Annotated in this window: 21 protein-coding genes and 1 pseudogene; 17 read left to right on the forward strand and 5 right to left on the reverse strand. The window is 66.6% G+C overall.

Annotated features, from left to right (window positions below; genetic code table 11):
• Position 1 precedes the first annotated feature (1 nt).
• Positions 2-1,804: pseudogene (gene edd, locus SSMG_RS09400) on the reverse strand (phosphogluconate dehydratase); the annotation flags it as partial.
• 365 nt (positions 1,805-2,169) lie between these two features.
• Between edd and SSMG_RS09405 the strand changes: the two are divergent.
• The 4 genes from SSMG_RS09405 to SSMG_RS09415 all read left to right on the forward strand — a co-directional run bounded on the left by SSMG_RS09405 (position 2,170) and on the right by SSMG_RS09415 (position 7,186).
• Positions 2,170-3,069, forward strand: a complete 900-nt coding sequence (locus SSMG_RS09405; protein WP_009075068.1) for a Scr1 family TA system antitoxin-like transcriptional regulator — start codon at positions 2,170-2,172, stop codon at positions 3,067-3,069.
• 881 nt (positions 3,070-3,950) lie between these two features.
• Entirely contained in the window at positions 3,951-5,309 is a 1,359-nt protein-coding gene (locus tag SSMG_RS43305) for an SIR2 family protein (RefSeq protein ID WP_009075070.1), read from the forward strand.
• Between the two features lie 73 nt (positions 5,310-5,382).
• Positions 5,383-6,621: a helix-turn-helix domain-containing protein gene (locus SSMG_RS09410; RefSeq protein ID WP_037713089.1), complete on the forward strand. Its 1,239-nt coding sequence runs from the start codon at positions 5,383-5,385 to the stop codon at positions 6,619-6,621.
• Positions 6,622-6,625: 4 nt separating this feature from the next.
• Complete coding sequence (locus tag SSMG_RS09415; protein WP_009075074.1) at positions 6,626-7,186, forward strand: flavoprotein; 561 nt, start codon at positions 6,626-6,628, stop codon at positions 7,184-7,186.
• Positions 7,187-7,192: 6 nt separating this feature from the next.
• Here the strand turns inward: SSMG_RS09415 and SSMG_RS09420 are convergent, their stop codons facing one another.
• Entirely contained in the window at positions 7,193-7,492 is a 300-nt protein-coding gene (locus tag SSMG_RS09420; RefSeq protein WP_037713091.1) for a MafI family immunity protein, read from the reverse strand.
• A 156-nt stretch (positions 7,493-7,648) separates the two neighbouring features.
• Here SSMG_RS09420 and SSMG_RS09425 point away from each other — a divergent pair, with 156 nt between their 5' ends.
• The 13 genes from SSMG_RS09425 (at position 7,649) to SSMG_RS09485 (ending at position 20,420) form a co-directional block, all read left to right on the forward strand.
• Positions 7,649-7,921, forward strand: a complete 273-nt coding sequence (locus SSMG_RS09425; protein WP_037713092.1) for a hypothetical protein — start codon at positions 7,649-7,651, stop codon at positions 7,919-7,921.
• Positions 7,922-7,957: 36 nt separating this feature from the next.
• Positions 7,958-8,404: a hypothetical protein gene (locus SSMG_RS09430; protein WP_009075076.1), complete on the forward strand. Its 447-nt coding sequence runs from the start codon at positions 7,958-7,960 to the stop codon at positions 8,402-8,404.
• Positions 8,405-9,331 carry a Scr1 family TA system antitoxin-like transcriptional regulator gene (locus SSMG_RS42290; RefSeq protein WP_009075078.1) on the forward strand — a complete coding sequence of 309 codons (927 nt, stop codon included), beginning with the start codon at positions 8,405-8,407 and terminating at the stop codon, positions 9,329-9,331.
• Positions 9,332-9,652: 321 nt separating this feature from the next.
• Positions 9,653-11,230 carry an FtsK/SpoIIIE domain-containing protein gene (locus SSMG_RS09440; RefSeq protein ID WP_009075080.1) on the forward strand — a complete coding sequence of 526 codons (1,578 nt, stop codon included), beginning with the start codon at positions 9,653-9,655 and terminating at the stop codon, positions 11,228-11,230.
• The gene (locus SSMG_RS09445; protein WP_037713094.1) at positions 11,227-11,613 is read left to right on the forward strand and encodes a hypothetical protein; all 387 of its coding nucleotides are present in this window, start codon (positions 11,227-11,229) and stop codon (positions 11,611-11,613) included. Before SSMG_RS09440 ends, SSMG_RS09445 begins: the two co-directional genes overlap by 4 nt.
• Entirely contained in the window at positions 11,610-13,268 is a 1,659-nt protein-coding gene (locus SSMG_RS09450; protein WP_009075082.1) for a replication initiator, read from the forward strand. The genes SSMG_RS09445 and SSMG_RS09450 overlap by 4 nt, the downstream gene beginning before the upstream one ends.
• A gap of 17 nt (positions 13,269-13,285) precedes the next feature.
• Entirely contained in the window at positions 13,286-13,501 is a 216-nt protein-coding gene (locus tag SSMG_RS09455; protein ID WP_037713098.1) for a helix-turn-helix domain-containing protein, read from the forward strand.
• Between the two features lie 22 nt (positions 13,502-13,523).
• Entirely contained in the window at positions 13,524-14,780 is a 1,257-nt protein-coding gene (locus SSMG_RS09460) for a site-specific integrase (RefSeq protein ID WP_037713099.1), read from the forward strand.
• Between the two features lie 200 nt (positions 14,781-14,980).
• Positions 14,981-15,268 (forward strand): hypothetical protein, encoded by a 288-nt coding sequence (locus tag SSMG_RS09465; RefSeq protein WP_009075085.1) that lies wholly within the window; start codon positions 14,981-14,983, stop codon positions 15,266-15,268.
• The gene (locus tag SSMG_RS09470) at positions 15,265-16,095 is read left to right on the forward strand and encodes a hypothetical protein (RefSeq protein ID WP_009075087.1); all 831 of its coding nucleotides are present in this window, start codon (positions 15,265-15,267) and stop codon (positions 16,093-16,095) included. The genes SSMG_RS09465 and SSMG_RS09470 overlap by 4 nt, the downstream gene beginning before the upstream one ends.
• A 57-nt stretch (positions 16,096-16,152) precedes the next feature.
• On the forward strand, positions 16,153-18,069 hold the full coding sequence (locus SSMG_RS09475) for a fumarate reductase/succinate dehydrogenase flavoprotein subunit (protein ID WP_009075089.1): 1,917 nt from the start codon (positions 16,153-16,155) through the stop codon (positions 18,067-18,069).
• On the forward strand, positions 18,066-18,818 hold the full coding sequence (locus SSMG_RS09480; protein WP_009075091.1) for a succinate dehydrogenase/fumarate reductase iron-sulfur subunit: 753 nt from the start codon (positions 18,066-18,068) through the stop codon (positions 18,816-18,818). The genes SSMG_RS09475 and SSMG_RS09480 overlap by 4 nt, the downstream gene beginning before the upstream one ends.
• 1,245 nt (positions 18,819-20,063) lie before the next feature.
• The gene (locus SSMG_RS09485) at positions 20,064-20,420 is read left to right on the forward strand and encodes a VOC family protein (protein ID WP_009075093.1); all 357 of its coding nucleotides are present in this window, start codon (positions 20,064-20,066) and stop codon (positions 20,418-20,420) included.
• A 64-nt stretch (positions 20,421-20,484) separates the two neighbouring features.
• Here SSMG_RS09485 and SSMG_RS09490 read toward each other — a convergent pair whose 3' ends face one another.
• The 3 genes from SSMG_RS09490 to SSMG_RS09500 form a co-directional block, all read right to left on the reverse strand.
• The gene (locus SSMG_RS09490) at positions 20,485-21,369 is read right to left on the reverse strand and encodes an amino acid ABC transporter permease (RefSeq protein ID WP_009075095.1); all 885 of its coding nucleotides are present in this window, start codon (positions 21,367-21,369) and stop codon (positions 20,485-20,487) included.
• On the reverse strand, positions 21,366-22,013 hold the full coding sequence (locus tag SSMG_RS09495) for an amino acid ABC transporter permease (RefSeq protein ID WP_009075097.1): 648 nt from the start codon (positions 22,011-22,013) through the stop codon (positions 21,366-21,368). Before SSMG_RS09495 ends, SSMG_RS09490 begins: the two co-directional genes overlap by 4 nt.
• A gap of 84 nt (positions 22,014-22,097) precedes the next feature.
• Positions 22,098-23,003 carry a glutamate ABC transporter substrate-binding protein gene (locus tag SSMG_RS09500; protein WP_009075099.1) on the reverse strand — a complete coding sequence of 302 codons (906 nt, stop codon included), beginning with the start codon at positions 23,001-23,003 and terminating at the stop codon, positions 22,098-22,100.
• Positions 23,004-23,020: the final 17 nt, after the last annotated feature.

The following is a 23,020-nucleotide window of genomic DNA, read 5'->3' on the forward strand; positions in this document are numbered from 1 at the left end:
CGAACACGCTCGCGCCCTGGTCAGCCGGGCCGACCGCGCGCCGCAACGCCCCGAACAGCTCCCGCCCGGTCCCGCTCCACGCGGCCTCCGACGGCGGGGCGTCCACGAGGTTCCGGCCGGCCAGTTCGTCGTCCGCGACCAGCACGTCCAGCGATCCGGACCGGGCGTCGAACCGGATCACGTCGCCGTCGGCGATCCGGGCGATCGGCCCGCCCACCGCGGCCTCCGGCGTCACCTGAATCGCGGCCGGGACCTTGCCCGACGCACCCGACATCCGGCCGTCGGTGAGCAGCGCGACCCGGAAACCCCGGTCCATCAACACGCCCAGCGCCGGGGTCAGACCGTGCAGCTCCGGCATGCCGTTCGCCTGCGGACCCTGCTGGCGCAGCACCACGACCACGTCGCGGTCCAGCTCGCCGGCCTCGAACGCGACCCGGAACGCCTCCTGCGACGTGAACACTCGCGCCGGCGCCTCCACCACACGGTGCTCCGGAGCGACTGCCGACACCTTCGTGACCGCCCGGCCCAAATTGCCTTCCACTATCCGCAGCCCGCCGTCCGGCGCGAACGGCCGCCACACCGGACGCAGCACCTCTTCGTCGAGGCTGCGTGTCGGCACGTCCCGCCACACCAGCTCGCCGTCCGACAAGATGGGCTCCTGCGTGTACCGGCGCAGACCGGGACCCGCGATGGTCTGCACGTCCTCGTGCAGCAGCCCCGCGTCGAGCAGCGTGCCGACGAGGAACTGAATGCCGCCGGCCGCGTGGAAGTGGTTGATGTCCGCGCTGCCGTTGGGGTACACGCGCGCCAGCAGCGGCACGACCGCGGACAGATCCGAGAAATCGTCCCAGCTCAGCTGAATCCCCGCCGCCGCGGCGATCGCCACCAGGTGCATCGTGTGGTTCGTCGACCCGCCGGTGGCCAGCAGTGCGACGATGCCGTTCACGAAGGCTTTTTCGTCCAGCACCTGCGAAATCGGCGTGTACGCCTCGCCTCGCGACAGCTCGACGACGCGTCGGCCGGCCTCTTCGGTGAGCGCGCGGCGCAACGGCGTGTTCGGCGGCACGAAGCTCGCGCCCGGCAAGTGCAGGCCCATCACCTCGACCACCATCTGGTTCGAGTTGGCGGTGCCGTAGAACGTGCACGTACCTGCGGAGTGATACGACGCCGCCTCCGCGTCGAGCAGGTCCTCGCGCGTCGCGAGTCCCTCCGCGTACAGCTGCCGCACGCGGGCCTTTTCCTTGTTGGGCAAGCCAGAATTCATCGGCCCGGCAGGCACGAGCACCGCAGGCAGATGCCCGAACGACAGCGCGCCGATCAACAGGCCCGGCACGATCTTGTCGCACACGCCCAGCAGCAACGCCGCGTCGAACATGTCGTGGGACAGCGCGATCGCCGTCGCCATCGCGATCACTTCGCGGCTGAACAGCGACAATTCCATGCCCGGACGGCCCTGCGTGATGCCGTCGCACATCGCGGGCACTCCGCCGGCGAACTGCGCGACGCCACCGGCTTCGCGGACCGATTTCTTCAGCCACGCCGGGTATTCCTGCATCGGCTGGTGGGCGGAGAGCAGGTCGTTGTAGGAGGACACGATGGCCACGCCGGGCGCGCGCAACTGGCGCAGCGCCTGCTTGTCGACGCCGTCTATGGCGGCGAATCCGTGCGCGAGGTTGCTGCAAGCGAGGCCGCGGCGGACCGGCCCCTCCTCGAAAGCGGCCGCGTTGCGGGCGAGGTACGCCGCCCGCGTGTCCGCACTGCGCTCGGCGATCCGGTCAGTGACGTCGGCAAGCACGCGGTGCACCGCGGCGGTCGGGTTCGGGCTGCTGCTCATCTCAAGCTCCCGGCTCGTGACGGGTTCGCGAGACGACGGCGCTGGCGTCGCGGGAACGTGACGGTGCACACGGTAACCCGAAAACCTGCCGGAAACAAAATCGATTCAGAAACCCCCTATGGGGTGACGCGCCGAGCTGGATGGTCGCGCGGTGGCGCTCTGGGGCGTGCGGTTGGTGTCGCCGAAGCCGAGGTGTTTCCGGATGTCGAGCCAGGTTGCAGGGCTCCCACGATGGGTTCAAGCCGTCTCGTCTGCGGCCGCTGACACGGATCGGCGACAGGCATAGGTGTTAGCAATGTGGAACAGGCACTATCCGCGGCTGGAGGTGACGGTGGATGCGAGATTCGGACACGCCCACTCCGCGGGAGCGCGTTTTGGGCAGGGCATTGCGGAATGCCCGGATCGAGGCGAGCTTCGGTCTGCGCGAGCTGGGACGCTGGGTCGGGGTGGATCCGGCGCTGCTGTCGAGCTGGGAGCTGGGCCGGGAGATCCCGACGCTGGAAGACGTGGCCGGGGTGCTGGGCGCGCTCGGGGTGGTCGGCGAGCAGAAGACGCGGATCATGGAGCTGGCGCGCGAACTCGCCGGGGCGAGCTGGATCATGCCCGGATCGCAGGCGAACACGGCCCATTACGCGCTGGTAGCTGGGCACGAGCGCAACGCGACGTCGGTGACCGTGTGGGCTCCGCTGGAGATCCCGGAATTGCTGCAAATCCCCGACTACGCGCGGCTGAGGTTCGGCCCGAGCCTGTGGGACAACGAAATCCTGGAGCAGGTCGTCGAGAACCGATTGAGCCGCAAGAGGATTCTGTTCGGCGAGGAAGCGGTCGAGACGCAGCTGTTCATCGGCACCGAGGCACTGCGCAATCACCTCGGAGATGCCGAGCTGATGCTGCGGCAGGTGCGGTACCTCATCGAGATCGCGGCGAAGGTGAAGATCCGCTTGGCCCCGAGCCAGGCCGTGCCGGCGGGAGCCCTCAGCTGGTACCGGCAGCGGGATACGACAGACGTCGTGTACTTCCCGCACGAGCGCGCAGGCGTCTTCCTGGCCGGTCGGGAAGCCGCTCCTTACGTGGGAACCATCGAGCAGCTGGCGGAGTCCGCGCTGTCCCCGGAAGATTCACTGCAACGCCTGTCGGCCGCGGCTGCCGAGTTTGAGGAGGAGGTGAACGCCCAGAGGCAGGCGAACGAGACGGGTTTGACGAAGCTCTTGGCGGGCGAAGACCCGGCAGGGTAGCGGGCTGTCGCGTGGGGTGACGGCTGGATGACTCTCTGTCTGCGGCAGGCGTGTTCCGCTCATCGGCAGAACGCGCTTAGGCACCTTGAGTTTGCGCGGCTGACGTCCCAGAGACGGCCCAGACCCCACTTTCGGCCCCTATCTGGCGAGAAAACCCCAGGTCAACAGGTACAACATGCCCCGCTCTGGTAAATGTGCTACTTCTGCCGAGGGGGTTTCCAGACCTGCGGGCTTTCCCTCGGATAACGCTCTGACCTGCGTTTTCGGGTCGGTCGGGACCGGTTGGGTCTGGTCCGGTTTGGATCTCTGACGTCCTGTAGACGTCCTGAGGCCGGTCTGTCTGAGCCCGTTTGCGGCCCGGCGGACCGGCCTCTAGCCGTGTTTGGCGGCTGACTACTCGGAGTGGCGAACCGGGTCCGCGGGAGGCGTCGGGTGGTCTGATCCGTCGTTCTCGCCCTTGCCAGCTTGAGTGCTGCGGTGCCGGGGTCAAGGGTGAGCGAAGCTCATCGCGCAGCGACGCCGGAGGCGCCCTTGAGGCCGGTGGCGCGGCGTTCGATCATCGGGCGCGAGGATGACGGCCCGACGCCGGAGGTGGGCGGCTGAGCTGAGGCTGTGGCTGCCCGGTCGTGCCTTTGGGAAGCCTTCCGCGCCGCCTGTGGCGGTGTGCGCACCCCGGGCGAGTCTGCGGCGGGCTCGCCGGGCGGGCCGGCCGGAGCGCTAGCGGAGGCCCGCCCAGCCACCGGCGAGTCTCGCCCTACGCGAGGTGACCGGTTGCGCGCCGCCGCAGGCGGCGCGCCTTGATCCCATAGAGCCAAATTCGGCAGATCTCTGCGCTGTCGGGGTTATGATGAGCAAAACTGGCGCGGACCACGGGGCGAAAATTGGACTCCACCGAAGAGAGCATCAACACCGAAACTGCGGAAGCGGTCGCCCACTGCGCGCTTTGCGGACTAAATAAGCCATTCGAACTTCCGCAAGATTTAGTTGATGCTGCACATAGCGGCTCCCTCGTAATATTTGCGGGTGCGGGCGTCAGTACTGAAGTTCCAGCAGTGTTTCCGCAGACTATGTACGCCGATATTAAGAGTTCTCTTAAATCTCCTCCTGAGAGTGACTCATTTCCGGACGTGATGAGCGCTTATGAGCGAGAATTCGGTCGAGTTAGACTGGTCGAGAAGATATGGGAGAGGTTCGACTACACTAAGTCTTTCCCGCAATTGCTCGGTGCGGCCACCAGGTTTCATCGCGAGTTGGCCACGATGCCTTATATTGTGGACATAATAACGACGAACTGGGACGCGTTCTTCGAGGAAGAGTGCGGCGCAATACCAATGGTTACCGGCGATGACTATGCTTTGATTAATTTCAAGGGCCGCAAGGTATACAAGATTCATGGTTCAATTAATGTGATATCTTCCTTGGTTGCTACGCGTGAAGATTACAATGAATGCTTGGAATCCCTGAAAGGAAGTGCACTGGGTGGCACTCTTCGCCACTTCATAGCCACTCGGCCTGTTGTCTTCATCGGGTATTCGATGCTCGATCCTGATTTCCAGGATATCTACACCGCGCTCACTAAGGATTTGGGCAAGATGAACCCAAAGAACTACTTTGTGAGCCCGTTTCCTTCTGAGGAGGCTAAAAGGTTCGGAATGAAGGAGATTGTCACTGACGGCACTTTCTTTCTGCATAAGATGAAGGAAAAGATTGTAGAGCATGGTTGTCATCTGCCGGATTCGGTGTACCACAGGGCTGAAGACTTCTTCGAGAAATCACTGTCGGCTCGGCGTGCAATTCGAGACATAAATCACACTGATCTTCCGGGAGTTTTGTACGGTCACTTCTATTTGGATGGAGTGCTCGACGCGACGGGGCGTATTCGTGCTAGACGTGCGACAGGTGAGTACTCTGACAGGCACCATGTTGCTGAACTCTGTCGAAACTATGAAAAGCTATTGGGTAACGCCATTGATCGCGGCCGTTATGACGACGCTGCATACATCGAAGGCTACGTTTCGACGCTTATAACACTTCTGCTGGATGACGATGATCCGGATGTGCCGCCATACTTTTGCTTCACTCAAAGATCAATCCATGATCTTGAAGACTTTGTTCGAGCGGCAAGAAACCTTCGCCGTAGAAACCGAAGCGCATTCGATAAAGCGGTTAAGATTAGTCGAGACGCTGGTCCGGACCTGATACCTATGCACACCCCATTTCTAGATGGAGTGTTCGACTGACGGTGCCTTGTGCGACCCTCCAGGTGTGCATCGGTCACGATTGACCGACAGGTGCGCTGTTAACCTGGGAGGTATGCGAGGTGCGGGTGATCAGCTCAGCATCGGGGAGCGTATTGCCTTCTACCGGCGGCGGCGTGGTCTGTCGCAGGCGGTGCTTGCTGACCTGGTGGGTCGCACCGAGGACTGGTTGAGCAAGATCGAGCGCGGCGAGCGGGATATCCGCCGGTTGGACGTGCTGGCGGAGGTTGCGCAGGCCCTGCGGGTGACGCTCGGCGACCTGCTCGGCGAACCGGTCTTGCTGGAGGACCAGGAGAAGAACGACGATGTCCCGGCTATCCGCGACGCGCTGATGGCTCCGCGTCGGCTCTCCCGGACCTTGTTTTCCTCGGCGATGTCGCCCGAGTACATCGACCCCGCGCCGGTTGCGCAGCTGGTGGAAGGCACCTGGTCCAGCTATCAGAACGGCGAACTCGGTCGGGTCGTCGCGGCGCTGCCTGGGCTGATCAAAACCAGTCAGGCGATGGAGGCCGCTTCCTCGGATGACGCGACGTACAAGCGGGCGTGCGCGGCGGTGTCGGCCCGGGTTCACCACCTGGCCGCGACCACGCTGAGCAAGATCGGTGAAGCTGACCTCGCGTGGATCGCGGCCGAACGTGCGATGCAGGCCGCTGATGATGCGGATGATCCGCTGGTGCTGGCCTCGGCCGCGCGGTCGGGGACGCATGCGCTGCTGGCGGTGGGTCGTTTCGATGACGCGCTGGAGCTGGGCGACGTCGCGGCCAAGTGGTTGCTGCCGCGCATGGCCGAAGGTGATCCGGCGGCGCTGAGCCTCTACGGGATGCTTTACCTCCGGACTGCGGTGGCCGCGGCTCGGCATCAGGACCGGTCGACGGCGAATGACCTTCTCGGGCACGCGGACCGGGCGGCGGACCAGCTCGGGGTGGACGCGAACTACTGGCAGACCGGGTTCGGACCGGCCAACGTCGAGCTGCACCGGCTGTCGGCGGCGCTGGATCTCGGCGACGTCGGGCAGGTGATCGAGTCTGCGCCGCGCGTCAACGTCGAGCATCTGCCGGTGGAGCGGCAGGTCACACACTTGATCGACTTCGCGCGAGCGTTGAGCCTGGTCGCGAAGGACGACGAAGCGCTTGACGCGTTGCTGGAGGCGGAGACGAAAGCGCCGACTGTTGTCCGGCACAACACGATGGTGCGTGAGGTCGTGCGGTCGATGTATCGGCGTGCTCCAGCTTCGGCAGGCAAGAAGTCCTCGGCGCTGCTGGCGCTGGCTGAGCGCTGCGGCGCGGTGAGGTAGGCGGATGTCGTCGCGTGTTCTCGGCCTGGTCGGCTCCGGCGCGGGCGGGGTCGAAGATCTGCTTCCGAAGCTGATCCGACCTGCTCAGGCTGCGGGGTGGACGGTCGCGGTGACGCTGACCCCGACGGCTGGGCGCTGGCTGGCTGAGTCGGGTGCGCTGGCGGAGATCGAGGAAGCGACGGGTTACCCGGTGCGGGTCGAGCCGCGGTCGCCGTCGGAGCGCAGTCCGCATCCTGCGCCGGACTGCTATCTGGTCGCGCCGGCCTCGGCGAACGTGGTTGCGAAGATGTCGCTTGGCATTGCGGACAATCAGGCGTTGACGCAGGTCAACGAGGCCATTGGCACGCACAACCTGCCGGTCGTAGTCTTCCCGCGCGTGAACGCGGCGCATGCGCGTCAGCCGTTCTGGGAGATGCACATCGAGAACCTGCGGCGGGTCGGCGTCGAGCTGCTTTACGGTGACGACGTCTGGCCGCTGCACGAGCCGCGCAGCGCTCCCGGCCGGGATCTGCCCTGGTCGGTGATGCTCGCAGCGATCGAGAAGGCTGTGCCGGTCGAGAGCTGAGGCAGGTTACTCCGCTGCGGCCAACCGTTCTAGACAGAGCCTGGCCGAACCTGATTGCGGCTCCTTGTACAGCCCCATTTCACGCGCTGCCTCGTCCAGTGCTCGCCAGAACGCCACGCGCGCGTTCACCTCGTCGCCGATCTCGACCAAGCAGTCGAACGCCAAGCCGAGTTCGTTGTGCTGGATGAAGTCGTCTGCGATCGAGAGGTCGACGTCCGGCTGGTCGCTGATGTCGGCCCGTGCCGCGGCCAGGTGTCGGCGAGTGCGGTTCCAGCTGGCGTAGAGGGTCGCGCGGTCTTCGGTCACGGGGTCATTCTGATTGCTCCGGCGGTGCCGAGCACGCAGTTTTGACCTGCGCGAACCTACCCGGACAGTTTGTCCGGGTGATCTGCCTTACCCGGGTGTCTCCTGATCCCAGCGCGCCAAATCGGGCGTGCGGAAGCCGAGACATCGGGAGAGCACATGGGCATTCACGTGGTGATCCAGCCCCTCGTCGGATACGGCGCTGCCGTCGTGTCGCCTTCCCCTGGGGTTCGCCAGCTGGTGGCCGGGGGCGATGAGACCGCGATCGTGATCCAGGTACCGGCTCGGATCGGCGGCCTGATGGACACCGCGCGGTTTGCGCGGAGTCTCTCGGTGGCCGCTGGCGAGTTCGGCGAGTGGTGCGAGACGCAGAACCGTACTCGCACCTACTCCTCCCCTCTCGGCGACCAGTGGCCGGAAGAGCGCGACTGAGCGCACAAAAACCAGAGCAGCAAAGGGAAATTCAGCATGGCTATCGAAAAGGGACACCGGTTTGCGATCGACTTCGACGACGCGTTCCCGCAGGGGCTTGTGATGGTGGGCGAAGTGATTCCGGACAACGAGTATCAGTCTCGGGAGGATCGCGCGGCGGGTCGGCCCGTACGCCAGCGCATTGACGAGGTGACTGGCAAGCGGCAGTGGAGGGCTGCGGTGACGGACCCGGGCGAGACGCGGGCGAAGCGGGCGTCGTTCGAGGTGACGTTCTTGGCGGACGTGCAGCCCGTGCCGACGACGTCGGAGGCGTTGCCGGGGATGCGGCCGATCGAGCTGGAGGGGCTCACGGCTGAGCCGCGTGTCGGCGGTCAGGGCGAGTTCAAGTACCAGACGTATGTGTTCCGGGCGACCGGCTTCAAGGCTGCTGCGGCGAAGCCGTCGCGGTCTGCGTCTGCAACTGGTGACAGCAAGGCGGCGTAGATGCGTGGGACGGATATGGCGAGCCCGCGAGCGCGCGGCCTGGGTGCGGCGTTGCGGGATGCCCGGATCGAGGCGCGGTTCGGGTTGCGGGAGCTGGGACGGCGGATCGGGGTGAACCCGGCGTTGTTGTCGAACTGGGAACTCGGTCAGCGGGTCCCGACCCCGGAAGAGGTGTCGAACGTGCTCGGTGCGCTTGGCGTGACGGGGGAGCGGAAAGCCTGGATCATGCTGCTGGCCCGGGGCGTGACAGGGCCGAGCTGGTCGTCGGTGGGGTCGCAGGCTGACCCGGCGCACTACACGACGTTGATCGCGCACGAGCGGGTCGCGACGGCCGTGACGGTATGGGCTCCGCTGTTGATTCCGGATCTGTTGCAGGTCCCGGATTACGCGCGGCTTGTCTTTGGCCCGGACCTGCGGGACAAGCAGAAGCTGGACCAGGTGGTCGAGAGCCGGATGGATCGCAACCGGATTCTGTTCGGTGCGGGCGCGGTGAAGGCGGAGATGTTCATCGGCTCGGAGGCATTGCGGAATCATTTCGGGGATGCCGAGGTGATGTTGCGGCAGACGCGGTTCCTCAAGGATTTGGTCGGGCTGTCGCGGACGATGACGATCCGGCTGGCTCCGAGTCAGGCGGTGACGGAGGAGGCGTTCAGCCGGTACGCGCTCAAGGACACCTCGGACGTCGTGTACTGCCCGCATCGCGCGATGGGCGTGTTCCTGGTCGGGAAGGAAGCGGCCTCGTATGAAGTGACGATCGGACGGTTGAGGGCGGCGGCGTTGTCTCCGGCGGAATCGCTGGCGCGCTTGTCGGTGGTGGTCGATCAGCTCCTGAAAGAGGTGAAGGCGCAGCGGCGGGCGACTGACGCCGGGCTGAACCGGCTCCTGACTGGCGAGGAACCAACCGCCGACGAATCGACCACCGACTAGCCGAAAACCGAGCGGGAGTACTGAAAAAAGCGCACGGCGACGTGTGCTGTGTTCAACGCGCCCTTGAATGGGCGGAATTGTTCCGTATAAACGCAGAACCGGCCTCTGGCGACCAACCTTCACCGGTTCTGCGCTGTCCACTGGGAAGTGAACAATGACGAACATAACCGGTTCTGGACGGCGTGCGTCAACTGGGGTCACCCGGATGCGTTGCGCCGCATGCAAGAAGTTCGCCCGTCTCGTGCGGGGCGAGACGAAGTGCGCGGCATGTCAAGGAATGCTGCCGCTTGACCTCGCCGCGGCTGAGGGCGGTGAGCGTCGATGAACGCGGTAGCGGTGATTGTCGGCGGTGCGGGCCTGGCGGTGCTGGTGTGGGTGCTGGCCAAACTCGGCCGGGCCTTCGCGGCGATCGCGGAAACCCTGGCCGCATTGGCGTTCCTCGGCCTGGCCCTGTGGGGCCTCGTGCGTGTGGGCGGCTGGATTGTTCGGCAACTGGCCACGCACTGGCGCACCTGCCTCGCCGTGCTCGCTCTCGGCGTGTGGTGGCACTGGCTCGGCTGGCCTTCGCTGGCGATCACGGCAGGCTCGGTCGGCCTGGTAGCGCTCGTGTGGCGGCTGGGCTGGCCGGTGGGATTCGAGCAGTGGTGCGGTCGCTGGGTGCGTGCCTGGTGGCTGCGCTGGGCTGTCTACGGGCGCAAGCTCCCGGGCTGGCTGCATGCCTGCGGCCTGACGGTGCGCGACGAAGCGATCCCGGTGGACGTGACCGTGAACCTCGTCTCGCGGCGGCGCAAGCGCGAAGTGGCGGCCCAGTCTCGGCGTGACGCGGGTGTGGCCTTCCCGCGCGTGCTGGGGGTCCGCTCCGGCCCCTCGTGGGATGAGGTGCGCGTACGGCTCGTGCCGGGCCAGACCCCGGAGGACTTCGGCGAGGCCACCCGTGCGCTGGCGACGGCTCGGCGGGTCACGCGGGTGCAGGTGCGGGAGATCTCGCCGGATGTGGTGTCGGTGGACTTCATGCGCCGGGACCTGCTGGCCTCGGCCGTGTCCTGCCTACCGCTGCAGGAGGTGGCCGAGGCGTCGGCGGTGGATCTGCGGCGGGTGTTCGCCGGTTCCACGGAATACGGGACGGCTTGGCGGCTGCCCTTGCTCGGCGGCGGTGCGCACATCCTCGTGGCGGGTGCGTCGGGTGCGGGGAAGAACTCGGTGATGTGGTCGCCGCTGGTGTCGGCTGCTCCGGCGATTCGCTCGGGGTTGGTGCGGGTGTCCGGTGTGGACCCGAAGGGCATGGAACTCGCGTATGGGCGCGGGATCTTCTCCCGCTACGCGGTGTCGGGCGCGGAAGCGCTGGAGGTGCTGGAGGCGCTGCGGGACGAGCTGGAGCGGCGCAAGCGTGCGTTCGCCGGGCAGACCCGGGAAGTGCCGCTCTCGCAAGAGTTTCCGTTGGAGCTGTTGGAGTTCGACGAGTTGGCGGCGCTGACGCGCTACACCGACCGCAAGACCCGCGACGCGATCACCGAACACGTCTCGGTGCTCAACACCCAAGGGCGGGCTGCGCTGATTTCGGTGCGCGGCTATGTGCAGGACCCGACGAAGGAAACCGTTCCGGTGCGGGAGCTGTTCACTCGCCGAGTGTGCCTGCGCGTGACCTCGAAGTCTCAGGTGTCGATGGTGCTGGGCGACGGCGCGTACGAGCGCGGGGCTTGGGCCAACCGCATCCCCGAGTCCACTCCGGGCGTGGGCTACGTGTGGGGCGAGGGCATCCGCGAACCCCTGCGGGTCCGCGCGGGCTGGGTGTCGGACGCGACGGTGAAGGCGCTGGAGGACTACGTCACCAACGGCGGGGCACAGGTGATCGACCTCGCCCACAACCGTTGTGGCAGCAGCGAAAGGGGGACGGCATGAACCGGCTGATGGTCTTCCTCGATGCGATCCGGGATCACCTCGATTCGCATGCGTTGCCTCCGGCTTGCTCGGTGGAGGTCACCACCTGGGCCGCGCCGGTCACCGTGGCTCTCGACACCGACACCTTGCCTGGCGTCGTGGCGGGATTGGCTACCTGGGCGGCGACGCTCGATGGGGCGCGGGTGAGCCTGTGGCGCACGCCGGATGGTGCGCGGGTGCAACTGGAGCTGACTGGACGGACGCCGTGCGGCATCCCGGTCCGGGTTTACGGCGGAGTTCCGTTCGACCCGAGCACCTTTCCCGATCTGCCTCCGCAGACGGATCAGGACATGCCGGTGTGGCTGCTGCGGGAGTGGGCGCGCGCGGGGGAGGAGGCGGCATGACGACCTCTGCACAGGAAACCGCTGGTCAGGGAATGCCGGCCGGGGCGCGTCGGGAGCGAATCCGCGGTGCCCTTGCTGCTGACGTGGTCAAGGCGACTGCGGAGCAGCACGGGGTGTGCGTGCGGCCGTTCACGATGGAGGTTGCCGACACCGACACGGGGGAGCTGCGCTACGTCCCGGTGCCGTGCGGCTCGACAGTGGAATCGGTGTGCTTGCCGTGTGCCCGCAAGGCCAAAGCGCTGCGGCAGGCCCAGTGCCGGGAAGGTTGGCACCTGACCGAAGAACCCGTGATCACCCGCGCGGAGCCCACCGAGCCTCAACGGGAGCTGCTGACCTACCGGGCGGATCTGGCCGCGCACTATCGAGAGGCGGTCGCGGCCGGGAACGAGCCGGAGGCGGAGGAACTGCGGGCCGAAGTGTCCACCGTGGACGCCGAGTTGCGCGAGTCGGGCATGACGGGTCGGCTTCCGGCCCTCGACGTGCCGGGGAAGCGTCCGGTGAAGCGCTCGACCAGGCGCCGTCAGGACGCGCCGAACCTGCCTCGCAAGAAGGTCGCGAAAACCACCGTGGGGCGGGAGTTCGCGGGTCGGTTCCGGCCGTCGATGTTCGTCACGCTCACCTGCGACACCTACGGCCGCGTGCGTCCGGACGGCTCCCCGGTCGATCCCGCCAGCTACGACTACCGGCGGGCCGCGCGAGACGCGGTGCACTTCGCCGCGCTGGTGGATCGGTGGTGGCAGAACCTGCGTCGGGTGGTCGGGTTCGACGTGCAGTACTTCGCGACTGTGGAACCCCAGCGCCGGGCAGCACCCCACCTCCATGCCGCGCTGCGGGGAGCGATCTCGCACGACGTGATCCGGCTCGTGACCGAAGCGACCTATCACCAGGTGTGGTGGCCCAACCACGACGTCATGATCTACGGCGGGGACCGAAAACCGTTGTGGGACCCGGATATTCGTTCCTTTGTGGACCCAGAAACCCAGGAGCCGTTGACGGCGTGGGACGACGCGGTGTCCGAAGTGGAGGAACCGGCGCACGTCGTGCGGTTCGGCGAACAGGTGCACTCGAAGGGAATCCTCGGCGGTACAGAGGAAGCCGGGCGGCACATCGGCTATCTGACCAAGTACCTCACGAAGTCCACCGGTGAAATCGTGGACGCGGACACGTCGGCGCAGCGTGATCACCACGACCGGCTTCACGCTGAGCTGGCGGTCACCCCGTGTTCGCCGCGCTGCGCGGTGTGGCTGCTGTACGGGATCAATCCCAAGGGAGCCAACGCGAAGACCACTCCGGGGCACTGCCGGGGGCGTGCGCATCGGCGGACCACGCTCGGTCTGCCGGGTCGGCGGGTGCTGGTCTCGCGCAAGTGGTCGGGCAAGACCGTGGCGGACCACAAGGCTGACCGAGTCGGATTCGTGCTGTCCGCTCTCGCGGCGGTGGGGATCGAGAAACCGCGTCCTGCGCCGGAAAAGCTGGTATGGCGCAAGGTCGATCCTGGCGACCCGCATTGCCCGCCCCGGGATCAGCTCGTGATGCGCGCCATCGCCGAACGCCGCGCCTGGAAGGCCGAGTACGAAGCGGCTCGGCTAGCTGCCTCCGGATCGCCGCCGCCTGAGCCGCCCGAAACTTCGGCAATTCCGGCGTTGGCTGCCTGACCTGGGAAGGGGGAGACATGAACAACAACCCGCGTGTGCGGCTGGTCAGTGTGGAGGGGCTGTGGACCCCGGAAGATCTCTCCGCCTACCTCGACATTCCCGAGGACACGCTCAAGGACTGGCGTTACAAGAACTACGGCCCGCCGTGGCGGCGGATGGGCAAGCACGTCCGCTACCACCCTGACGCGGTTCGGGAATGGCTCGACGGTCCCGAGACCATGCCTGCCGCATGAGGGACGTGGGGGAGCGAATCTGATGGCACACATCGAAGATCGCTGGTTTCGGGACAAGGTCGATCCCGAAACCGGGGAAGTCGTGCTCAACGACAAGAAGAAGCCGGTTCAAGAGCGCACCGCGGATTATGGGAAAGGCATGCGGTACAAGGTGCGCTGGGTCAAGCCGGACAAGTCGGAGGCATCCCGGTCGTTCCCGGACAAGAAGCTCGGTGCGGCGAAGGAGTTCAAGACCAAGATCGAGAACGAGCTTTACGCGGGGGTGTACCGGGATTCGAGCGCGGGCAGGGAGAAGTTCCGGACCTATGCCACGCAAGTTCTGAAAAGCCGTCCGCTTGGCGAGTCGTCGTTGAACACCATGACTACGCAGCTGGAGAAGTACGTGTTTCCGTTCTTCGGGGAGCGGAGTCTCGACATGTGCGAGAGTTCTGATCTTGCCCGGAAGTGGTTGGCGTGGCTCAACGACGAGGAGCGGAAGCTGTCGGGCACCTACCAGCGTCAGGTGTTCGACCTCGTGCTGTCCATTTGGGACGCTGCGGTGGTCGACGAGAAAATGCGGTCCAACCCGCTCAAGAAGGCGACCATCCCTCGGCCGAAGGCGACGACCAAGGAGGTGCAGGTCTGGCCGGAGAAGCGGGTGCACGCCCTGGAGGAAGCCGTCGAGGACCGGTTCAAGCCAGCGGTCTTCCTCGGTGCGGGCCTCGGCCTGCGGCCGGGTGAGGTGCTGGCGTTCAGCCCGGACAACATCGACCGGAAGAAGATGATCTACCGGTGCACGCGGCAGCTCGTGATGGTCAAGGGCGTGCAGAAGTTCAAGCTTCCGAAGGGGCGGAAGGTACGGGAGATCCCGCTCGGATACGGGCTGCTGGAGAAGATCGACGCCTATATCGAGAGGTATCCGCCCGTCGCGGTCACGTTGCCGTGGGGCGAGCGGGACGGGCAGGCTTACGAGACGGTCAATCTGCTCATGACCAAGCCGAGCGGTGTGCCGTACAAGAACCAGTCGTTTCACATGGGCGTGTGGCTGCCCGCGTTCGTCGCCGCCGGGCTGGCCTATGTCAATGACCGGGACGGCATGCACGCGCTCCGGCACCTGTTCGCCTCGCTGATGCTGTCACGCGGGGTGAGTATCAAAGAACTCTCCGCATACCTCGGGCACTCCAGCGAAGCGTTCACTCTCCGTGTCTATACCCACCTCATGGAGACGAGTTACGAGCGGGCGCGCGCGGCGATCGACAGCGTGTTCCGGCCGTCGAGCGATCTCGCGTCGGCAGCTTGAGTTGTTCGGCTGACGTCCTGGTGACGTCCTGGACCCCACTTTCGGCCCCTATCTAGTCATAAATCCCCAGGTCAACCGGTACAGGATGCTTCCTTCTGGTAAATGTGCTACTTGTCACAGTGCACCGCGCGAGGCAGAGTCGTACGTGGCGGCGTTGATCGTCACCCGAACTGCCGGCCCCACCACCAGGGAGGCTTCCGATGTCCACCACAGAGATCGCCGAACTTCGGCGCACCATCGGCCAGTTGCGGCAGTGCGTGGGCGCATTGCGATCGCGCTACGGCGACGCGTCCGCGGTGCGCCGGCTGGCCAACGACGTCGAGCGGCTCGACATCGACACCGCTGATCTGGACGGGCACCCGCCCGCTGTGCCCGCGCAGGCGAAGGCCGTCGAACGTGTGCCTGTCCCCGACACTCCCTACGATCCGGCGCTGTGGAGCGGCGCCGACGACGAAGGTGTCGGTGGCTACAAGCGCGACCAGCGGTGAGCGCGCCCGCTGACAACGACGTCAGCAGCGCCCGTACCGGCGTCCGGGCGCCGGGGCGGGCGCGGCTCGCCGCCCGGACACTGCGCACCGACCGGTGGTGGCTGTCGCCCCTGCTCACTGTGCTGGGGCTGGCCACCTTCGTCGTTTACGCGACTGTCCGGGCATTCGTGCGCACCGCCTACTGGGTGCCCGAATACCACTACCTGACGCCGTTCTACTCGCCCTGCGTCTCCACGTCCTGCGTTCCGGGCTCGAGCCACTTCGGGCACTGGTTCGGCGAGATGCCGTCCTGGCTGCCGCTCGGCGTGCTCGTGCTGCCGTTCCTGCTCGGGTTCCGGTTGACCTGCTACTACTACCGCAAGGCCTACTACCGCTCGGTGTGGTTTTCCCCGCCGGCCTGCGCGGTCGCCGAACCGCACGCGCGCTACACCGGCGAGACGCGGCTGCCGCTGATCGTGCAGAACGTGCACCGGTACTTCTTCTACGTCGCGTGCGTCGTCTCGCTCGTCAACACCTACGACGCCATCGTCGCCTTCCAGAGTCCCACCGGGTTCGGCTTCGGGCTCGGCAACGTGATTCTCGTGCTGAACGTCGTGCTGCTGTGGGCGTACACGCTCTCCTGCCACTCGTGCCGGCACGTCACCGGCGGGCGGCTCAAGCATTTCTCGAAACATCCCGTCCGGTACTGGATCTGGACGCAGGTCACGAAGCTCAACACCCGGCACATGACCCTCGCGTGGACGACGCTCGGCACGCTCGTGCTGACCGACTTCTACGTGATGCTCGTGTCGAGCGGCGCGATCTCCGACCTGCGATTCGTGGGCTGACCCCGGAAATCCAGCAGCGCAAGGCAGTTCTCCCCAGCTCGTGAGGTGGCTTATTCCATGACCGAGGTCGAACGGCACAGCTACGACGTGGTGGTGATCGGTGCCGGCGGCGCCGGTCTGCGCGCGGTGATCGAAGCGCGCGAACGCGGTTTCAGCGTCGCGGTGGTGTGCAAATCCCTGTTTGGCAAAGCGCACACGGTGATGGCCGAGGGCGGCTGCGCGGCGTCGATGGGCAACGCGAACTCGAACGACAACTGGCAGGTGCACTTCCGCGACACCATGCGCGGCGGGAAATTCCTCAACAACTGGCGCATGGCCGAGCTGCACGCCCGGGAAGCGCCGGACCGCGTCTGGGAGCTGGAGACGTACGGCGCGCTCTTCGACCGCACCGCGGACGGGCGGATCAGCCAGCGCAACTTCGGCGGGCACACGTATCCGCGGCTCGCGCACGTCGGCGACCGGACCGGGCTCGAGCTGATCCGCACTATGCAGCAGAAGATCGTTTCGCTGCAACAGGAAGACTTCAAGAAGTACGGCGACTACGAGGCGCGGATCAAGGTTTTCGCCGAGTGCACAGTCACCGAGCTGCTGCTGGACAACGGCGCGATCGCGGGCGCGTTCGGTTATTGGCGCGAGAGCGGTCGGTTCGTGTTGTTCGAGGCGCCTGCGGTGGTGCTCGCGACGGGCGGCATCGGCAAATCGTTCAAGGTGACGTCGAATTCGTGGGAGTACACCGGCGACGGGCACGCGCTGGCCCTTCGTGCCGGCGCGAAGCTGATCAACATGGAGTTCGTGCAGTTCCATCCGACTGGGATGGTGTGGCCGCCGAGCGTCAAGGGCATTCTCGTCACTGAGGGCGTGCGCGGCGACGGCGGGGTGCTCAAGAACTCCGAGGACAAGCGGTTCATGTTCGAGTACGTGCCCGAGGTGTTCAAGGGCCAGTACGCGGACAGCGAGGACGAAGCCGACCGCTGGTACACCGACCAGGAGAACAACCGCCGCACGCCGGACCTGCTGCCGCGCGACGAGGTGGCGCGGGCGATCAACTCCGAGGTCAAGGAGGGGCGCGGGTCCCCGCACGGAGGCGTTTTCCTCGACATCGCGAGCCGGCTGCCCGCCGAGGAGATCCAGCGGCGGCTGCCGTCGATGTACCACCAGTTCAAGGAACTCGCCGACGTCGACATCACCAAGGAGGCCATGGAGGTCGGCCCGACCTGTCACTACGTGATGGGCGGCGTGGAGGTCGACCCGGACACCGGCGCGGCGAGCGTGCCCGGCCTGTTCGCCGCGGGCGAGTGTTCCGGCGGCATGCACGGGTCGAACCGGCTCGGCGGCAACTCGCTGTCGGACCTGCTCGTGTTCGGCAGGCGGGCCGGGCTGGGTGCGGCGTCCTATGTGGACGGACTCAAGGACCGGCCCGCGGTTTCGCAGTCCGATGTGGACACCGCGGCCGCGATGGCGCTCGAACCGTTCAACCCGCCCGCTGACGGCACGCCGGAGAATCCGTACACGCTGCACACCGAGTTGCAGCAGTCGATGAACGATCTCGTCGGCATCATCCGCAAGGCCGGGGAGATCCGGCAGGCGCTGGAAAAACTCGCGGAAATCCGCGGCCGGGTGCGGCAGGTGACGGTGGAGGGCCACCGGCAGTTCAACCCCGGCTGGCACCTCGCGCTCGACCTGCGGAACATGCTCCTGGTGAGCGAATGCGTCGCCCGTGCGGCGCTGACCCGCACGGAAAGCCGCGGCGGCCACACCCGCGACGACTATCCGTCGATGGACGCGGAATGGCGGCACCGGCTGCTCGTCTGCTCCGCGCGGCCGGGCGACAACCCGCTGGTGCCGGACGTCGACGTGGCGGTGAAGGAACAGGCGCCGATGCGCCCGGACCTGCTCGAGCTGTTCGAACTCGACGAGCTGGGCAAGTACTTCACCGACGCCGAGCTGGAGACCCACCCCGGGAGGACCGCGTGAGCTACCAGGCGAAGTTCCGCGTGTGGCGAGGCGACGCGACCGGCGGCGACCTGCAGGACTTCACCGTCGAGGTGAACGAGGGCGAGGTCGTGCTCGACATCATCCACCGGCTGCAGGCCACCCAGGCCGCGGATCTCGCGGTGCGCTGGAACTGCAAGGCAGGCAAATGCGGCTCCTGCTCGGCGGAGATCAACGGCAGGCCGCGGCTGCTGTGCATGACGCGCATGTCGACGTTCACCGAGGCCGAGGTCGTGACGGTCACGCCGATGCGCACCTTCCCGGTGATCCGCGACCTCGTCACCGACGTGTCGTTCAACTACACGAAGGCGCGCGAGATCCCGTCCTTCACCCCGCCGGAGGGCTTGAAGCCCGGCGAGTACCGGATGCAGCAGGTGGACGTCGAGCGCTCGCAGGAGTTCCGCAAGTGCATCGAGTGCTACCTGTGCCAGAACACCTGCCACGTCGTGCGCGACCACGAGGAGAACAAGGAGGCTTTCGCCGGCCCTCGCTACCTCATGCGGATCGCCGAGCTGGAGATGCATCCGCTGGACGTCGCCGACCGCCGAGACGCCGCGCAGGACGAGCACGGGCTCGGGTTCTGCAACATCACCAAATGCTGCACCGAGGTGTGCCCGGAAGGCATCCACATCACCGACAACGCGCTGATCCCGATGAAGGAACGCGTCGCCGACCGCAAGTACGACCCGATCGTCTGGCTGGGGGACAAGCTGTTCCGCCGGAACCGGTGACGTCCGCTGGGGCGGCCGGGGTCGCGGACCTGGTGGTGTGAGGGCCGCGGGCTTGCCCGTTCGCGGGTGGCGGGCCTGGGTGCTTGCGGGTGGCGGGCCTGCTTCGTCGTGCGGGGTGGTTTCGCATGGTTGCGGGACGCGGGCCTGCTTGGCCGTGGCACCGGCTTTGCCCTTGCGAGCGATGGGCTGGCTCGGTCGCGAGCGGTGGGCCCGGGTGTTCGCCGACGGCGGGCTGCTCGGTCGTCGACGGCTGGCGTGGGCTTTCGCCGACGGCGCGCTGGCTCGTTCGCGGGAGGCGGGCCAGGTTGCTTGCGGGCGGTGGGCCTGCTTCACCATGCGAGGTGGCCCGCATGTTCGCGAGACGTGGGCCCGATTGCCCGTGGCGATGGCTTGCCTTGTGACCGATGGCCTTGCCCTTGCGAGCGACGGGCTGGCTCGGTCGCGAGCGGTGGGCCCGGGCTTTCGCCGACGGCGGGCTGCTCGGTCATCGACGGCTGGCCTGGGCTTTCGCCGATGGCGAGCCTCCGCCTCCCCGCGGAGTGGGCGTGGAGTTTGCCGGTGCGGGCCTGCTCGTTCGCCGACGTTGGGCCTGGCTCACGTCCATGGCGAGTCCGCTCCTGCGGAGACGGCGAGCCTGGGCTTGGCCGACGGCGGGCTGGCTCGTCCGCGGAAGGCAGGCCTGGTTGCTTGCGGGCGGTGGGCCTGCTTCGTCATGCGAGGTGGCTCGCATGTTCGCGAGACGTGGGCCTGCTTGCCGATGGCGATGGCCTTGCCCTGGCGAGCGGCGGGCCAGCTCGTTCGCGGGCAGCGGACCAGTTCCCTCGCCGGGCACGGGCCTGCGCACGCATGCGCGGCGGGCGTATTCAGTTGTGGGTGGGCAATAGGCGGTCCTCCTTGTCTGATGAACCTGGTCGTGACGGCGGGTCGCCGGGGAGATCCGGGCGGCTTGACCTCGGCGGCGATCGTCCGCGCGGGACGCCGCGATTTCCGTGTTCTGGCAGCGCGATCTCACCGCGCGCAGGCGCGACCACGCCGACCAGTGCGCTGGCCAAACGCACTGAGAGAGAAGGAAAATCGCGACGGCCGCTACGAGAACGCTCGTGGGCTCACATCACCTGCGATGGACTTACTTCAATGAGATCAACATTAGCAGGACCAGCGACCGGACGGCATCACTCGATCGGCTCGATCGCACGAAGAAGCGATTTCCTTGTACACAAAGGACTTCCGGAAGGACAGGCAACCATGATCACCGGCGCCCACGTGATCCTCTACAGCAACAACGCAGCAGCGGACCGCGAGTTCCTCAGGGACGTACTAGAGCTAGGCCACGTCGACGCGGGCGACGGCTGGCTCATTTTCCGTTTGCCCCCAACGGAACTCGCGGTGCACCCGACCGAAGGGACGCCACAGCAAGAGTTCTACCTGATGTGCGACGACCTGGACGAAACAGTCCGCCACCTGACCGAGAAGGGAGCCGAGGTGGACGGAGAGGCCATCACAGCGGCATGGGGCAAGCGAGTGTCGATCCGCCTCCCCAGCGGCACCGCTCTGCCCCTGTACCAGCCGCGTCATCCGACCGCACACGGAACAAGCGCATAAAACAAGAAACCCCCAGCGCCGCAAAGAAAGCAGCGCCAGGGGCTTCAAGCGAAACAAGAGACCGTCAGAACGGCCCTCCGCGCACCCCGCCCGTAGCCGCGGTAGTGAGTTCCGCCGCGTCCTTGGCACCGGTGTCGAGGTGCTTCTTGCTGCGCCGGTTGCGCCGCTCCAGGTAAGTCGCGAGCGCGGTCAGCAGGAGGCACATCGCGATGTAGATCGCGGCGGCCACGAGGGTCGACGGGACGATCGGACGGCCGAAGGCGCCCTGGCTGCCGATGTAGCGGGCGTAGTACAGCAGCTCCGGGTACGTCACGAGGAAGCCGAGCGCGGTGTCCTTGAGCAGCACCACCAGCTGGCTGATGATCGTCGGCAGCATCGCGCGCAGCGCCTGCGGCAGCAGGACCGTGAACATCACCTGGGTCTTGCGCATGCCGAGCGCGTACGCGGCTTCGCTCTGGCCCTTCGGCAGGGCCAGGATGCCCGCGCGGAACACCTCCGCCAGCACCGAGCCGTTGTACAGCGTCAGGCCGAGCACGACCGCGAACAGCGGCGACGTGTCCACGCCGAGGGTCGGGAGGCCGTAGTAGAACAGGAACATCAGGATCAGCAGCGGGATCGCGCGGAAGAACTCCACCACGAACGTGCAGACCCCGCGCACCCACGCGTGGTCGGACAGCCGTCCGGCGGCGAACACCGCGCCGAACACGATGGCCAGCACTGCGCCCAGCGCGAAGGCCTTCACGGTCGCCAGGACGGCGTTCGCGAGGTCGCTCTGGACCTGGGCGTACTGCAGCCACTCCCATTTGCGGCCGGCGAACTGGCCGCTGTCGATGAAACGGTAGACGATGAACGCGATCAGCGCGGCTACCACGACGATGCCCAGCACCGCGTAGAGCCGGTGCCGCATCCGCGCTTTCGGGCCGGGAGTGTCGAAAAGAACCGTGCTCATCGGGCCACGCTCCAGCGCTTCTCCAGGCTGCGCTGCACCAGCGACAGCACCGACACGAGGATGATGAAGCCGAGTGCCACCCACAGCAGCGCGATCATCTGGTTGTCGCCGCGCTCGGACACGTACTGCCGGATCGCGCCGGCCTCGGCGACCGAGAACCCGCTGGCGATCGTGGTGTTCTTCAGCAGCGCGATGAGCATGCTGACGAGCGGCGGCACGACCGACCGCAGCGCCTGCGGGAGGACGATGCCGCCGAGGATCTGCCCGGAGGACAGGCCCAGCGCGCGGCCCGCCTCGGCCTGGCCGAGCGGCACCGTGTTGATGCCGGAGCGCACGACCTCGCAGATGAACGCGGACGTGTAGATCGTCAGCGCCACCGCGGCGGTCGGGAAGTAGTCGATCTTGACGATGTCGAGCAGCGGGTAGGCGAACACGAGGAACGCGAACACCAGCGTCAGCGGCGTGTTGCGCAGGACGGTCACGTACGTCGTGCCGATCGCGCGCAGCACCGGGACCGGGCTCACCCGCAGCATGGCGAGGATCGTGCCCAGCACCAGGCTGCACGCCCCCGCGATCAGGAACAGTTCGATCGTGGTGAGAAAGAACGGACCGAAGAGGTCCAGATTGTCGAGCAGGACGTCCATGGAGCCTTCCCCGCGTCCGTGTGCCGATAGTGGGTGTACGGCGGCCGGTGGGCGAAAGCTTCGCCCACCGGCCGCCGGATCAGGTCAGTACCGCTCGATGGCCGGCGGCGTCGCGGGCGCGCCGGACTTGCCGAGGGTCGCGTCGTAGATCTTCTTCCAGGTGCCGTTGGTCTCGGCGGCCTGCAGCAGGTCGTCGATCTTGTCGCGCAGCACCTTGTCGTCCTTGTTCAGGCCGATGCCGTAGGGCTCCTTCGAGAACGGCTTGCCGACGACCTTGAAGCTGTCCGGGTCCTGCGCCGCGTAGCCCTTGAGGATCGCGTCGTCGGTGGTGACCGCGTCGACGTCCTTCGTGGTCAGCTTCTCCACGCACTGCGAGTACTTCTGGAACTCGACGATCTGGTCGGTCAGCTTCTGCTCGCGCACGCGCTGGATCGGGGTCGACCCGGTGACCGAGCAGACCTTCTTGCCCTTCAGGGTCTCCGGGCCGGTGATCGAGGTGTCGTCCTTGCGCACCAGCAGGTCCTGCCCGGCCTGGAAGTACGGGCCGGCGAACGACACGAGCTTCTTGCGCTTGTCGTTGATCGTGTAGGTGCCGACGTAGAGGTCGACCTGGCCGTTGGAGATGGCCTGCTCGCGGGCGCCCGAGTCGACCGTCGTGTACTTGATCTTGTCCTCGCTGATGCCGAGGCCCGCCGCGACCATCCGGGCGATCTCGATGTCGAAGCCCTGGAACTTGCCGGTCTTCGGGTCCTTCTGGCCCAGCTCGGGCTGGTCGTCCTTGACGCCGATGGTGATGGTGCCCGCGGACTTGATCTTCGCGAAGATCGGCGAGCCGTCGAGCTTGACGTCCTTGGCGACCTCGTAGGTCGGCAGGGCGGCGGTGTTCGTGTTGGCGTCGCCGCCGGAGCCGGTCGGGGCGCCTTCCTTGCCGCAGGCCGTGAGCAGCAGCCCGCCGGCGAGCAGGGCGGCCGCGAGGGTGCGGATCCTCATGTCAGTCTCTCCAATAT

Origin of the sequence: Streptomyces sp. AA4 (assembly GCF_000158875.1) — a bacterium.
In the GTDB taxonomy this organism is placed as follows: domain Bacteria; phylum Actinomycetota; class Actinomycetes; order Mycobacteriales; family Pseudonocardiaceae; genus Amycolatopsis.